The 14,447-nt window shown below is 60.6% G+C and carries 11 protein-coding genes and 5 tRNA genes; 6 read left to right on the top strand and 10 right to left on the bottom strand.

The window, feature by feature from the left end; all coding sequences use genetic code 11:
• Positions 1–40: 40 nt before the first annotated feature.
• The 5 genes from CKW29_RS06565 to gltX form a co-directional block, all read right to left on the bottom strand.
• Positions 41–116 (bottom strand) — tRNA-Glu (locus tag CKW29_RS06565).
• 79 nt (positions 117–195) lie between these two features.
• A tRNA-Ala gene (locus CKW29_RS06560) sits at positions 196–271 on the bottom strand.
• A 53-nt stretch (positions 272–324) separates the two neighbouring features.
• Positions 325–400: transfer RNA gene (locus tag CKW29_RS06555), tRNA-Glu, on the bottom strand.
• A gap of 79 nt (positions 401–479) precedes the next feature.
• Positions 480–555: transfer RNA gene (locus CKW29_RS06550), tRNA-Ala, on the bottom strand.
• Positions 556–757: 202 nt separating this feature from the next.
• Positions 758–2,239, bottom strand: a complete 1,482-nt coding sequence (gltX, locus tag CKW29_RS06545) for a glutamate--tRNA ligase (protein WP_095148129.1) — start codon at positions 2,237–2,239, stop codon at positions 758–760.
• Positions 2,240–2,473: 234 nt separating this feature from the next.
• Here gltX and CKW29_RS06540 point away from each other — a divergent pair, with 234 nt between their 5' ends.
• Both CKW29_RS06540 and CKW29_RS06535 read left to right on the top strand, forming a co-directional pair.
• The gene (locus CKW29_RS06540; RefSeq protein ID WP_095148128.1) at positions 2,474–3,520 is read left to right on the top strand and encodes an HlyD family secretion protein; all 1,047 of its coding nucleotides are present in this window, start codon (positions 2,474–2,476) and stop codon (positions 3,518–3,520) included.
• 49 nt (positions 3,521–3,569) lie between these two features.
• Positions 3,570–5,060 carry an MDR family MFS transporter gene (locus CKW29_RS06535; protein ID WP_177452410.1) on the top strand — a complete coding sequence of 497 codons (1,491 nt, stop codon included), beginning with the start codon at positions 3,570–3,572 and terminating at the stop codon, positions 5,058–5,060.
• 52 nt (positions 5,061–5,112) lie between these two features.
• On the opposite strand, the gene uvrB is transcribed toward CKW29_RS06535, so the two are convergent.
• A complete protein-coding gene (gene uvrB / locus CKW29_RS06530) occupies positions 5,113–7,128 on the bottom strand; it encodes an excinuclease ABC subunit UvrB (RefSeq protein WP_095143192.1) in 2,016 nt (671 codons plus the stop codon).
• 349 nt (positions 7,129–7,477) lie between these two features.
• Here uvrB and CKW29_RS06525 point away from each other — a divergent pair, with 349 nt between their 5' ends.
• Both CKW29_RS06525 and CKW29_RS06520 read left to right on the top strand, forming a co-directional pair.
• The gene (locus CKW29_RS06525) at positions 7,478–8,674 is read left to right on the top strand and encodes an amino acid aminotransferase (protein ID WP_095143191.1); all 1,197 of its coding nucleotides are present in this window, start codon (positions 7,478–7,480) and stop codon (positions 8,672–8,674) included.
• A gap of 109 nt (positions 8,675–8,783) precedes the next feature.
• Positions 8,784–8,987 (top strand): hypothetical protein, encoded by a 204-nt coding sequence (locus CKW29_RS06520; RefSeq protein ID WP_095148126.1) that lies wholly within the window; start codon positions 8,784–8,786, stop codon positions 8,985–8,987.
• A gap of 6 nt (positions 8,988–8,993) precedes the next feature.
• Here the strand turns inward: CKW29_RS06520 and CKW29_RS06515 are convergent, their stop codons facing one another.
• Positions 8,994–9,227 (bottom strand): hypothetical protein, encoded by a 234-nt coding sequence (locus CKW29_RS06515; RefSeq protein WP_095143190.1) that lies wholly within the window; start codon positions 9,225–9,227, stop codon positions 8,994–8,996.
• 253 nt (positions 9,228–9,480) lie between these two features.
• Here CKW29_RS06515 and CKW29_RS06510 point away from each other — a divergent pair.
• A tRNA-Asn gene (locus CKW29_RS06510) sits at positions 9,481–9,556 on the top strand.
• Between the two features lie 183 nt (positions 9,557–9,739).
• Here the strand turns inward: CKW29_RS06510 and CKW29_RS06505 are convergent.
• The gene (locus CKW29_RS06505; RefSeq protein ID WP_095143189.1) at positions 9,740–11,266 is read right to left on the bottom strand and encodes a nucleobase:cation symporter-2 family protein; all 1,527 of its coding nucleotides are present in this window, start codon (positions 11,264–11,266) and stop codon (positions 9,740–9,742) included.
• Between the two features lie 212 nt (positions 11,267–11,478).
• Positions 11,479–12,309, bottom strand: coding sequence for an arylamine N-acetyltransferase (locus CKW29_RS06500; RefSeq protein WP_095148125.1), 831 nt, complete (start codon positions 12,307–12,309; stop codon positions 11,479–11,481).
• Between the two features lie 146 nt (positions 12,310–12,455).
• On the opposite strand from CKW29_RS06500, the gene CKW29_RS06495 reads away from it, so the two are divergent.
• A complete protein-coding gene (locus tag CKW29_RS06495) occupies positions 12,456–12,947 on the top strand; it encodes an HIT family protein (RefSeq protein WP_095143187.1) in 492 nt (163 codons plus the stop codon).
• Here the strand turns inward: CKW29_RS06495 and CKW29_RS06490 are convergent, their stop codons facing one another.
• The gene (locus tag CKW29_RS06490) at positions 12,948–14,354 is read right to left on the bottom strand and encodes a DUF1254 domain-containing protein (protein ID WP_095148124.1); all 1,407 of its coding nucleotides are present in this window, start codon (positions 14,352–14,354) and stop codon (positions 12,948–12,950) included.
• Positions 14,355–14,447: the final 93 nt, after the last annotated feature.

Here is a 14,447-nt window from a genome sequence, read left to right as displayed (position 1 = left end):
ATTGAATGACCCTTATAAAATCCCGCAGAGCGGGTAATCGTGGCGTCCCCTAGGGGACTCGAACCCCTGTTACCGCCGTGAAAGGGCGGTGTCCTAGGCCACTAGACGAAGGGGACACAAACCCTTCTATACACTGATCAGCGCTGAGTACTGATCGATTCAAGGCCGGTGTGGCCAGACCTTGAACTGTAAAATTGGTGGAGCTAGACGGGATCGAACCGTCGACCTCTTGCATGCCATGCAAGCGCTCTCCCAGCTGAGCTATAGCCCCAGATTTTTCGCCTCGCGGCGGAGCGATGTCTTGCAACATCACTTCTGTAAAACTGGCGTCCCCTAGGGGACTCGAACCCCTGTTACCGCCGTGAAAGGGCGGTGTCCTAGGCCACTAGACGAAGGGGACGCAAACCCTTCTATACAACTGATCAACGCTGAGTGTTGATCGCTTCAAGACCGGTGTGGCCAAGCCTTGAAGTGTAAATTGGTGGAGCTAGACGGGATCGAACCGTCGACCTCTTGCATGCCATGCAAGCGCTCTCCCAGCTGAGCTATAGCCCCTCATCGTTGATGTCATCGCTGAGGACGGGGCGAATCTTAAGGGCGTATCGAAAGTCTGTCAAACTTATTTTTCAAAAAATTTAAATTTTTTTGCCGACATAACAATCACTTACCGCCCTCCCCCGTAAATTCGGGGGTCTGGCGACCACTGCGCGCCCAACAACAGGCGCGCGCAATGGCCATCAGTCCTGCAGGCCGCGTCTCAGGCAATCGCGCCCAGCAGCTTTTCCCACTCTTTGTTTTCTTTCTTCGACACGCCACCGAGCAGGTCGATGGCCTGGCGCAGACGGAAACGGGTCAGGTCCGGGCCGAGGATCTCCATGGCATCGAGCACCGACACCGAGCTGGCTTGCCCGGTGATCGCAGCGAACATCAGCGGCATGGCATCACGCAGCTTCAGCTCCAGGGATTCGACCACCGCCTGAATCGTTGCGGTAATGCTGTCCTTCTCCCACTGGCGCAGGCTTTCGAGCTTCCACAGGATCAACTGCATCAGCTGACGAACCTGATCGCCCGAGAGCTTCTTGGATTCGAACAGCCGGGCCTCCGGGTTCACCCCGCCGGCGAAGAAGAACCCGGCCAGTGGAGCGATCTGGCTGAAGGTTTCGACGCGGCCCTGTACGTGCGGCGCGATCTTCATCATGTACTCAGGGTTCAGCGCCCAGGTTTGCAGGCGGGAGGCGAACTCTTCCACCGGCAAATCACGCAGCCACTGGCCGTTGAGCCACGACAGTTTCTCGATGTCGAAAATCGGCCCGCCGAGGGACACGCGCTTGAGGTCGAAGTTATCGACCATTTCCTGCAGGGAGAACTTCTCGCGCTCGTCCGGCATCGACCAGCCCATGCGGCCCAGGTAGTTGAGCATCGCTTCGGGCATGAAGCCCATGCGCTCGTAGAAAGTCACCGAGGTCGGGTTCTTGCGCTTGGACAGCTTGCTCTTGTCCGGGTTACGCAGCAGCGGCATGTAGCACAGCTCCGGTTGTTCCCAACCGAAGTACTCGTACAGCAGGATCAGTTTCGGCGCCGAGGGCAGCCATTCTTCACCGCGCAGGACGTGGGTGATGCCCATCAGGTGGTCGTCGACCACGTTGGCCAGGAAGTATGTCGGCAGGCCGTCGGTCTTCATCAGCACTTGCATGTCCATGCGATCCCACGGGATCTCGACATCGCCACGCAGCATGTCCGGCACCACGCACACGCCTTCGCTCGGCACCTTCATGCGGATCACGTGCGGTTCGCCAGCCGCCAGGCGACGGTCGACTTCTTCCTTGGACAGCAGCAGCGCGCGGCCGTCGTAACGCGGGGTTTCACCACGAGCCATTTGCTCGGCGCGCATCTGGTCCAGTTCTTGCGCGGTGCAGAAGCACGGGAACGCGTGGCCCATGTCCACCAGCTGCTGGCAGTACTTCTGATAAATATCGCCCCGCTCGCTCTGGCGATACGGGCCGTGGGGGCCACCGACGTCCGGGCCTTCGCTCCAGTCGATGCCCAGCCAGCGCAAGGCGTCGAAAATCTGCTGTTCGGACTCGCGGGTCGAACGCAGCTGGTCGGTGTCTTCAATGCGCAGGATGAACTCACCGCCATGCTGCTTGGCAAAGCAGTAGTTGAACAAAGCGATGTAAGCGGTGCCGACATGGGGATCGCCGGTAGGCGATGGCGCGATGCGAGTGCGGACGGTGGTCATGGCGTGTCTCGAAATAATATGAAAAGCGGAGATGAAACAAAGGGCGAATGGTAACAGGCGACAGCCGCCCCGCTCCAGTGAGCAGGGCATTTAAGCCAAGATTGGGGCTACAAAAGTCGCTAACGCCACTGAATGGCGGATTATCAATAGGTGGCATTTACCACTTATCGGCTATGTGCCAGATTCACCCCCTGTTAAATTCACTTACACTTTATTTCGACTACAAGCCTGCCCATGCCAGCCCAACTCAAGCGTCGCCTGTCCATTTTCCTGTTTATCGCCCTGCTGATTGCCGGCGGCTTCTTTGCCGAATGGTTCTTCAAGGGACGGTTTTACGAAAGCACCGATAACGCCTATGTCCAGGGCGAAATCACCCGTGTCTCCAGCCAGCTGAGTGCGCGCATCGACGAGGTTCTGGTGCAGGACAACCAGCACGTGGAAAAAGGCCAGTTGCTGGTCAAGCTCGAAGGTGACGACTTCCGCCTCGCCGTGGATCGCGCCAATGCCGCCCTCGCCACCCGCGAAGCCGAGCGCCTGCAAGCCCAGAGCAAGCTGACCCAGCAAGCCAGCCTGATTGCCGCCAGCGAAGCTCAGGTCGCCTCCAGCCAGGCCAGTCTGGGTCGCTCGCAAATGGACCTGTCCCGCGCCGAAACCCTGCGCAAGCCCGGCTACGTATCGGAAGAACGGGTCACGACCTTGTCCGCCGAAAACCACATCGCCCGCTCGCAAGTGACCAAGGCCCAGGCTGATGCCCAAGCGCAGCGCCAGCAGGTCAACGCCCTCAGTGCCGAGATCAAGCGCCTCGACGCGCAAATCGCCAACGCCAGGGCCGACCTGGCCCAGGCGCAACTGAACCTGACCCGCAGCGAAATCTACGCCCCCATCAGCGGCCTGATCGGCCAGCGCGCCGCCCGCAACGGTCAAGTGGTGCAGGCCGGCGCCTACCTGCTGTCGGTCGTCCCGGACCAGGACATCTGGATTCAGGCCAACTTCAAGGAAACCCAGATCAGCCACATGCAGCCCGGGCAAAAGGCCGAGCTGACGTTCGATGCCTACAGCGACACGCCCATCGAAGCCCGCGTCGACAGCCTGTTCGCGGCCTCCGGCGCACAGTTCAGCCTGCTGCCTCCGGACAACGCCACCGGCAACTTCACCAAGGTCGTGCAACGAATCCCGGTGAAACTGACCTTTGCCGCCAACAACCCGCTGCACGGCAAGATCCGCCCGGGCATGTCGGTCACCGCCAAAGTGAACATCCAAGCCCCTGCCGATGGCCGGTGATCAGCTGATCCGTCCGGTCGGCGAACCGACCCGGCGGGACTGGATTGCGGTGATGAGCGTGATGCTCGGCGCCTTCATGGCGGTGCTCGACATCCAGATCACCAACTCCTCGCTCAAGGACATCCAGGGCGCGCTGTCGGCGACCCTGGAAGAAGGCTCGTGGATCTCCACCTCGTACCTGGTGGCGGAGATCATCATGATCCCGCTCACCGCCTGGCTGGTGCAGTTGCTCTCGGCACGGCGCCTGGCGGTGTGGGTCTCCGTGGGCTTTTTGTTCGCCTCCCTGCTCTGCTCCATGGCCTGGAGCCTGGAGAGCATGATCGTGTTTCGTGCCCTGCAAGGGTTCACCGGCGGTGCGCTGATCCCGCTGGCGTTCACCCTGACCCTGATCAAACTGCCCGAGCACCACCGCGCCAAAGGCATGGCCATGTTCGCCATGACCGCCACCTTCGCGCCCTCCATTGGCCCGACTCTGGGGGGCTGGCTGACGGAAAACTGGGGCTGGGAGTACATCTTCTACATCAACATCCCGCCCGGCCTGCTCATGATCGCCGGCCTGATGTACGGCCTGGAGAAGAAGAGCGCGCACTGGGAACTGCTGAAAAGCACCGACTACGCCGGCATCCTCAGCCTGGGTGTTGGCCTGGGTTGCCTGCAGGTATTCCTCGAGGAAGGCCATCGCAAGGACTGGCTGGAATCGAGCCTGATCGTGACCCTGGGCAGCATCGCCCTGATGAGCCTGATCACCTTCGTCATCGTCCAGGTGTCCAAACCCAATCCGCTGATCAACCTCGGCATCCTGCGCAACCGCAACTTCGGCTTGTCGAGCATCTCCAGCCTGGGCATGGGCGTGGGGCTGTATGGCTCTATCTATCTGTTGCCGCTGTACCTGGCGCAGATCCAGAACTACAACGCCTTGCAGATCGGCGAGGTGATCATGTGGATGGGGGTGCCGCAGCTGTTCCTGATTCCCCTGGTGCCGAAACTGATGAAGTTCGTCTCACCGAAGTGGTTATGCACCCTGGGCTTTGGCCTGTTCGGCCTGGCGAGCTTTTACTCCGGCGTGCTCAACCCGGACTTTGCCGGGCCGCAGTTCAACCAGATCCAGCTCGTCCGGGCGCTGGGCCAGCCGCTGATCATGGTCACCATCTCGTTGATCGCCACGGCCTACATCCTGCCCCAGGATGCCGGCTCGGCCTCGAGCCTGTTCAACATCCTGCGCAACCTTGGCGGCGCGATCGGCATCGCCCTCCTCGCCACCTTGCTGGACGCACGAACCAAGACCTACTTCGATTATTTACGTGAGTCGATCGTCCCGACCAACCCGCAAGTGGCCGAACGCATCGCCAGCCTGACCGATCGCTTCGGCAGCGAAACCGCCGCCTTGGGCAAAATCAGCGAAATCGCCCACCAGCAGGCGTCGATCATGGCCTACAACGATGCGTTCCACTTTGTCGGGATCGCGTTGGCGGTGAGCATGCTGGCGATTCTGTTGACCAAGGCGTTGCCGGCGGGACTGAAGGCTGGGGAAGTGCACTAGTCACCACTGATCGTTCCCACGCCCCGCGTGGTAACGATCAAACGATCAACACTCAGACGGTCAACAACCGCTCGCGCAACTTGGCGATCTCGTCGCGGGTCTGGGCGGCGGCTTCGAATTCCAGGTCGCGGGCGAGCTGGTACATCTTCTCTTCCAGCTGCCGGATGCGCTTGGCGATTTCGCTCGGCGAACGCAGTTCGTTTTCGTACCGGGCGCTTTCCTCGGCGGCCTTGGCCATGCCCTTGCGCTTCTTGCTGCGCGAGCCCGGCACGGTGGCGCCTTCCATGATGTCGGCAACGTCCTTGAACACACCCTTGGGGGTGATGCCGTTGGCCAGGTTGAAGGCGATCTGCTTGTCGCGACGGCGCTCGGTCTCGCCAATTGCCCGCTCCATGGAGCCGGTGATGCGATCGGCATACAGAATCGCCCGGCCATTGAGGTTGCGCGCGGCCCGGCCAATGGTCTGGATCAATGAGCGTTCGGAGCGCAGGAAGCCTTCCTTGTCGGCATCGAGAATCGCCACCAGCGACACTTCCGGCATGTCCAGGCCTTCGCGCAGCAGGTTGATCCCCACCAGCACGTCGAAGGTTCCCAGGCGCAAATCGCGAATGATCTCGACCCGCTCCACCGTGTCGATATCCGAGTGCAGGTAACGCACGCGCACCCCGTGATCGGCCAGGTAGTCGGTCAGGTCTTCGGCCATGCGCTTGGTCAGGGTGGTGACCAGCACTCGCTCCTCGACCGCCACGCGCTTGGTGATTTCCGAGAGCAGATCATCGACTTGAGTCAGCGCCGGGCGGATTTCGATTTGCGGGTCGACCAGACCGGTCGGGCGTACCAATTGCTCGACCACGCGACCGGCGTGTTCCGCCTCGTAATTGCCCGGCGTGGCCGAAACGAAAATCGTCTGCGGGCTGATGTTCTCGAATTCGTCGAAGCGCATCGGCCGGTTATCGAGCGCGGAGGGCAGACGGAAACCGTATTCCACCAGCGTCTCTTTACGGGAGCGGTCGCCCTTATACATGGCGCCGACTTGCGGCACGCTGACGTGGGATTCGTCGATCACCAACAAGGCGTCGGCCGGCAGGTAGTCAAACAAGGTGGGCGGCGCCTGGCCGGATTCACGACCGGACAGGTAGCGCGAGTAGTTTTCGATACCGTTGCAATACCCCAATTCGAGAATCATCTCCAGGTCGAAACGGGTGCGCTGCTCCAAGCGTTGGGCTTCAACGAGTTTGTTGTTGGAGCGCAAGTAGTCCAGGCGCTCCTGCAACTCGACTTTGATCCCTTCGATAGCTCCCAGCAGAGTTTCCCGCGGGGTCACGTAATGGCTTTTCGGATAGAAGGTGAAGCGCGGCAGCTTGCGGATCACTTCGCCGGTCAGCGGATCGAAGGCTGACAAGCTCTCGACCTCGTCATCGAACAGCTCGATGCGGATCGCTTCAAAATCGGATTCCGCCGGGTGGATATCAATCACATCGCCGCGCACGCGGAAGGTGGCGCGGGCAAAATCCATGTCGTTGCGGGTGTACTGCAGGTCTGCCAGGCGGCGCAGCAAGGCGCGCTGATCGAGCTTGTCGCCGCGATCAATGTGCAGGACCATTTTCAGGTAGGTTTCCGGACTGCCCAGACCGTAGATGCACGACACCGTGGTGACGATGATCGCGTCCTTGCGCTCCAGCAGCGCCTTGGTCGCCGACAGGCGCATCTGCTCGATGTGATCGTTGATCGACGCGTCTTTCTCGATAAAGGTATCGGACGACGGCACATAGGCTTCGGGCTGGTAGTAGTCGTAGTAGGAAACGAAGTACTCCACCGCGTTGTTCGGGAAAAAACCCTTGAACTCGCCGTACAACTGCGCGGCCAGGGTCTTGTTCGGCGCCAGCACCAGGGTCGGACGCTGCACCTGGGCAATCACGTTGGCGATGCTGAAGGTCTTGCCGGAACCTGTCACACCGAGCAACGTCTGGTGCGCCAGCCCGGCGTCGATGCCTTCGACCATCAGGCGGATGGCTTCCGGCTGATCGCCGGCGGGCTCGAAGCGGGTGACTAGCTGGAATTCAGACATAACAGACCTCTGGGTTTGCGCCGAGGGATTCGCTCGGGCGCGGGCAGACACGTCACAACGGCGCAGACCGATTTCAACGGATGTCGCGGGGAAAAATCATGATAACCGTTGATGTGGTGGCGAATGCCTGTGGTTTCAAGGTAAACGTCCTGCATACGCCCTAAGCGCCTGACATGACAATAAGACTAACGGTCGAAAAATAATCCGAAAAACTTGGCCGAAAAGCCCAAACGCCTGTCGCCGCGCCCGGTGATGGCCTCTATACTAGCTCCCCGTTTGTGCACCGCTCTAGTGCATTCGGCTGGAGCGCCACACGTCCCTCCACATTCCATTCAGAGCCGCCGCAATAATGAGCCTGTTCTCCGCTGTCGAAATGGCACCACGCGATCCAATCCTGGGCCTCAACGAAGCATTCAACGCTGACACCCGTACCAACAAGGTCAACCTGGGGGTCGGTGTTTACTGCAACGAGGAGGGGCGAATTCCACTCCTGCGAGCCGTTGTCGAAGCCGAGACGATTCGCGCCGCTCAACACGCCTCGCGCGGCTACTTGCCAATTGACGGCATTGCCGCCTACGACCAGGCCGTACAAAAGCTGCTGTTTGGTGCCGAGTCGCCGCTGCTGGCCGCAGGCCGGGTTGTTACCACCCAGTCCGTCGGCGGTACCGGCGCGCTGAAAATCGGTGCCGACTTCCTCAAGCAACTGCTGCCGAACGCCGTTGTGGCCATCAGCGACCCAAGCTGGGAAAACCACCGCGCACTGTTCGAAACCGCTGGTTTCCCGGTGCAGAACTATCGCTACTACGACGCCGCCACTCACGATGTGAACCGCGCCGGCCTGCTGGAAGACCTGAACGCCCTGCCCGCCGGCTCCATCGTCGTGCTGCACGCCTGCTGCCATAACCCGACCGGCGTCGACCTGAGCCCGGCGGACTGGAACAACGTGCTGGACGTGGTCAAGGCGAAAAACCTGGTGCCGTTCCTCGACATGGCCTATCAGGGCTTTGGCGACGGCATCGACGAAGACGCCGCCGCCGTGCGCCTGTTCGCCGAGTCGGGCCTGAACTTCTTCGTCTCCAGCTCGTTCTCCAAGTCGTTCTCGCTGTACGGCGAACGCGTGGGCGCGCTGTCGATCGTCAGCGAATCGAAAGAAGAAAGCGCGCGTGTCCTGTCGCAAGTCAAGCGTGTGATCCGCACCAACTACTCCAACCCGCCGACCCACGGCGCCGCGATCGTGGCTGCCGTGCTGAACAGCCCTGAGCTGCGCGCACAATGGGAACAGGAACTGGCCGAAATGCGCCTGCGCATTCGCGGCATGCGCACGCAGATGGTTGACCTGCTGGCCAAGCACGCCCCGGATCACGACTTCAGCTTCGTCGGCCGCCAGTGTGGCATGTTCTCCTACTCCGGCCTGACCGTTGAACAAGTGACCCGCCTGCGCACCGAGTTCGGCATCTACGCCCTGGACACCGGCCGCATCTGCGTTGCCGCGCTGAACCAGAACAACATCGACGTGGTGACCAAGGCCATCGTTGCGGTGATCTAAACCACGCCCGCGACAAGCAAAGGGGAAGCCGTCTGGCTTCCCCTTTTCGTTGTCGCCCGGAAAATCACTAGACTAAAAGGTCCAGTGGCCCGCCCTTTCGAGAGATCCCATGAAGAACGACGATTTACGCGCTGACCGCGACGATGACCTGGACCACTTCACCCCCCGCCCCCAGGCCAGGCGCGGCAACAACCTGGTGCTGCAAGTGGCGGCCGGGGTGTTTCTCGGCGGTCTGGCCCTGTGGCTGGTGCAACTGGTGGCCACCTCGCTGTATGCCAAATTCCTGCTCGGCACCGTTACCTTCGGAGGTTAAGGTCGATCAGCCCGCCAGTTCGCTCGAGCGCTGACTGGCGGCGTCGTCATACGCCACATACAGCGACTCGGCGACCTGGCTTTTGATCGCCTTGGTGCTTTCCAGTCCCAGTACAAAACCTTCAGCCTTGCCGCCCGCACGGTTCAGTTCTTCAGCGGTGCCAGCCTGAGTGATTGCATCAAAGAGTTTCTCGGCATGCGGGCCGACGCCCTTGGGCAGGCTGATCTGGGCGATGCTCATGCGAACACCTCGCCCGGCAGGATAAACGTGAACAGTGGCTGATGAGTCATGACGCGTACCTTTTCGGCTGAGGGCCGGCAGCGCGTGAAACCACTTCCGGAGGGGCATGGTAGACCTCCATCACGATTCTGGTAACCGCCAATGGCTGATACCCCCCTTCTCGCCTCTGAATCAGCACCGCTCACCCGAAAAATCTGCCATTCGAGCAACTCACGCTTGACTTGTTCTTTTTAATCAGTAACATACGGCGCATTCCGCGATAGCTCAGTTGGTAGAGCAAGTGACTGTTAATCACTGGGTCCCTGGTTCGAGTCCAGGTCGTGGAGCCAGACAGCAAGACCCAAAAGCCCCTGAATCGAAAGACCAGGGGCTTTTTTGTGCCTGACAGAAAGCCGGCTGACTGCCCCTCTGTCGCCGGCTTGCCGAGGCACGTACCGGACAGCGCAGCCCGCACAGACAAAAAAGCCGATCTGCTGACTCAGCAGATCGGCTTTTTTCAATCATGACAACCGTCAGACATGCTCACTGCTTTTGGCATGCACCGGACGCTGTCCTGGCGCGCCATGGCCATGATCATCCTCCACCACCACCGGCACTTCGTTGCCCTCACAGTCGTGCAGCTTGCCATCGGCGAAGTAATCGCCTTCGCGCAGGGCGGCCAGGTCCTGGAAGCGCAGGGTGCGCTCGGTGCCGGCGGCGAATACCGACTGCTGGTCCGAGTTGCCGGTCTTGAAGTGGTTGAACGCCAGGTTCAACAGGATCGCCATGATCGCCGACGAACTGATACCGGAATGGAAGATGGTCGCGAACCAGCTTGGGAAGTGATCGTAGAAGCTCGGTGCGGCGATCGGGATCATGCCGAAGCCAATGGAGGTGGCGACGATGATCAGGTTCACGTTGTTGCGGTAGTCGACCTTGGACAGGGTACGAATACCGCTGGCCGCCACGGTCCCGAACAACACGATGCCGGCGCCGCCGAGCACGGAGGTCGGCACAGCGGCAATCACCCGGCCCATGAACGGCAGCAGACCCAGGATCACCAGGAACAGGCCGCCGGTGGCGACCACATAACGGCTCTTGATCCCAGTCACCGCCACCAGCCCGACGTTCTGGGCGAAAGCGCTTTGGGTGAAAGAGCCGAAGATCGGCGCGATCATGCTCGACAGCATGTCGGCGCGCAGACCGTTGCCCAGGCGCTTGGAATCCACCTTGGTGTCGATGATTTCACCGACCGCCAGGATGTCCGCGGAGGTTTCCACCAGTGTCACCATGACCACGATGCACATCGACAGGATCGCGGCGAAGTGAAAGGTCGGCATACCGAAGTGGAAGGGCGTCGGGAAGCCGAACATCGGCCCTTCGCTGACGCTCGAGAAGTCGGCCATGCCGAGGAATACCGCGATCAATGTACCGATCACCATGGCCAGCAGGATCGACAAGCGAGAGATGGTGGCGCTGCCGATCTTGCTCAGCAGCAATACCAGCATCAGGGTCACGGCCGCCAGACCGATGTTCGCCATGCTGCCGAAGTCTTCGGCGTGACTGTTGCCCCCCATGGCCCAGCGTGCGGCCACCGGCATCAGCGTCAGGCCGATGGTGGTGATCACGATACCGGTGACCAGGGGCGGGAAGAACTTGGTGATCCGCGAGAACACCGGGGTGATCAGCAACCCGATCAACGAGGCGGCAATCACCGCCCCCAGGATTGACTGGAAACCACCCTCGCCGCCGCTGCTGACAATCGCCACCATGGTCGCGACACCGGAGAACGACACGCCCTGCACCAGCGGCAACTGACAACCGAAAAACGGTAAACCCAGGGTTTGCAGCAACGTTGCCAGCCCCCCTGCAAACAACGATGCCGCGATCAACAGACCAATGTCTGCCGGAGAAAGCCCGGCCGCTTGGCCGATGATCAGTGGTACCGCAACGATACCGCCATACATGGTCAGAACGTGTTGCAGGCCGTAAGCCATATTCGCGCCGACCCCGAGGTTTTCATCCTCGGGCCGTTGGTGTGAAACAGAGGGCGTTTTCATCGTGGGGGGTTCCCTGGGTTTTTGTTATGCGCACACTGTATTCAAGAGTCCAAACAAATGTCCATAGAGTTGTATACAACTTGTCAGTCACATTATGGACAGGCGTCCAGCTTTGGCCCTTTGAAGCCCTCTGGCACGGGCCTGTGAGGCGATACCATCTGTCGAAAAAAAAGCTGATCAATTGATCAGCTTTTTTGGTTTTCCCGGGCCATTCACTGCGAGGCGCTGATCAACCCCGCGATCGTCGCCTTGAGCGCCGGATGCTCGGGCACCCGCAATTCGAACTCACTGCGCAGCAACTCGATCAGCTCATCGGGATCGCTGATCTCCCGTCGCTCACTGGCACCACCCATATGATGGATGGCAAAACTGCCGTTGTTCAGCGTACGGCGCACGCCCTCCCCGGTACGCGCCGCCATCAAGCGCTGAAGGAAGGGGGATTGGGGATGGGTCGAGACATACCAGTTACCAATCTCGTAATCGATATCGCCCTGGCGCTGCAGGTCAAACACGTACATCGCCCGCCACTCTCCGGCGACCTTGGCACGCAAGGTGTAGCTGTCGCCCTCCCGGGTGATGCGATAGGGCTCGTGGGGCGTGGCTTGCTCTTCGTCGGTGTCGAGCAACAGGGGGGCGGTGGGTACCATGCCGCCGAAGCCGACATCGGTGATGTAGCGCACCCCGTCCAGGGTCAACAGGGTCAGGCGATGGGTACGCGCCGCCCAGACGTCTTCAGGCGCGTTCATCACCACACGGCCGGTGATGCCGCACACCTCGTACCCCAGGTGCTGCAACAGCGTCATAAAGAGATTATTGAGTTCGTAGCAGTAACCCCCACGCCCCTCGTGCAACACCTTGCGCTGGATCGATTCAAGGTCCAGCTGCACAGACAGCCGGGCCAGCGGCGACAGGTTTTCGAACACGAAGGTGCTGGTATGGCGCAGCTGCAACGCACGCAGCGTTTCGAGGGTGGGCGCAGGTGGTGCGGTATAGCCCAGGCGTTGCAGGTACAGAGCGATGTCGTTGAGCGGGGTCAGGTTCATGGGCGATTCCTTGGACATGAATGCGCGCCGGGCACCTCGACAGCGCGGCGCCCTGCCGATGGGCGAAAGTTATACGGTATCCTCCCGCAGTAACGACAATTGATTTCACCAATCAACCCGCCTGAAAAACACGTGACGCCCTCAGCATGAACATCGACCCACGCTTCATTGTCCACGAAACCGAGCACTGGATTGTCAATCACCGAATCAACTCGGCACTGCCGGGTTACCTCATGCTCGGTGCACGGTCGAACGTCAACGCACTCCATGAGTTGCCGGATGCAGCATTGGCGCAGCTGGGGGTGCTGATGGCCCGAACGCAGAAAATCGTCGAGACCTGCCTTGCACCGAAACGCCTGTACATCGGTCGTTACGGGCACACCCCCGGACAGCCGATCCACTTTCACTTCATCCCGGTTTTCGAGTGGGTTGAAACCCTGTTCTGGCAGGATAAGCGCTATCGACTGCTTGAGACCTATGCCTCCCCAAGCCCGCAAACCCTGACCGATGGCGCGGAACTCACGCTGTACGTGTGGCGCGAATTTTGTGAACGTCCCGACCCGCCTCCAGCGCCCGGGATGTCCACCGAGCAGACCATTGACCTGTTGCGCACCGCCTTCGATACAACGACGCCCTGACTACAGACGTTTCACCGCTGGCGGATTCCACTTGCCGTTCAGCGCTTCGGGTTTTGGCCCGTACAAGCGCATGGTCAGGTTGAACGCGCCCTTGGGTGCGGGCAACCAGTTGGCCTCGCCGTCCTTGCCAGGGTTTTCGTGCTGGAAATACAGATCCAGGGATCCATCGGCGTTTTTCTTGAACGGCATCCAGCTGCTGACGGCAAAGCGGTTGAGTTCGTTGCCAACCTGGAAGCCTTCCGGGTCATACAGGGTGATCGACCAGAACGCATTGACCGGCGGCTCCGAGCCCTTGTCGAAATGCAACACGTAGTGGTTGGCACCGTCGAGGGGCTGCCCCTTGTCGTCCCCCAGGTTCAGCGGATAGATCGCATCCTCCGGCAAGTTAGCCCCCAGCCCGACCTGCGAGACGATGGCGCGCTTGAGGTAGTAGTTGCCATAAACCCCCATGGTGTCAGTGTTCATTGACCAGCCGTTGTCGATCCGGGCCAGGGTATCGACTTTCCACTTCATCAATGCCTGGCCTTCAGCCGGGACGGTTTGCAGCGCCTGCTTCACGGCCGGCTCCAGCGCATCGAGGTTGAACGATTTGCCGGGCTCGATGCCGATGCGTTGCATCTGCGCAATGATCGGCTGGTCGGTGCTGTGGGGCGGATGCAGCTTGAGCAACTCGGCGGCATAAGCGAAGTAGTTGGCTGCCGACATCGAATCGACCTGGAGCTTGGGCGGGGTTTTCATGTCGACGGCCGGATCGATTTTCACGCTGACCGCCTCGGGTGCCTTACCCAGGCGCGAGAGCGGTGTCACGGTGTAGCCGGCCTGGATCTTGTGCACGGCGGGATAGTCTGCCGCGCCATCGGTCTTGGTCCGCCCTATCACCCAGACATAGGGGGTGGGCGCCTGGAGCCGGGTGAGCCCGGCGGGTACGGTGCCGGTCCAGCCCGGTGGCGTCACCAGGAACTGGCCAGCCCGGGTCCCGGTGGTGCGCCACCCCGGTGAAGCGAACACATCGGTCCACATGTCGAGCATCGGCAACAAATAGAAGCGGCCGTCGGTGTCCGGGGCAGCGACCACCTGCGGCTCCCTGGTCAGGTCCAGCCAGGCAACCGAATACAAGGTGTCGAAGTTGGAGCGCACCACGCCCTTGAAATTGGCGGGTGGGTATTCCGGCACGCTGACGAACATGTTCATCGGGCCCTTGCCGAACGCCTTGCCGGGCTCGATATTGGTGAACTGCTTGCGGGTGATGTCCATCGACAACAACGGATAAAAATACACATAGGCGTCAAGGCCAATGGCATGGGCCTCTTCGGCGGTGATCGCTTCAGTGGCATTCGTCGACAGAGGTAGCCAGGAGAGTGCGGCAACCGTCAGCGCAACGGTCTTGAATGTATTGGGTATCGACATGAGGGTGATCGTCCGTGCCATGAAGAAGGGGGGTTAGCGTGAGGCGCAGTTCAACTGTAGTTGAGAGCCCGGAACCCACCCGCAAGAGTGACC

Source organism: Pseudomonas sp. Irchel s3a18 (assembly GCF_900187535.1).
In the GTDB taxonomy this organism is placed as follows: Bacteria; Pseudomonadota; Gammaproteobacteria; order Pseudomonadales; family Pseudomonadaceae; genus Aquipseudomonas.
Note: the sequence above shows the minus strand (reverse complement) of the source record. Positions and strands in the feature narration are given on the sequence as shown.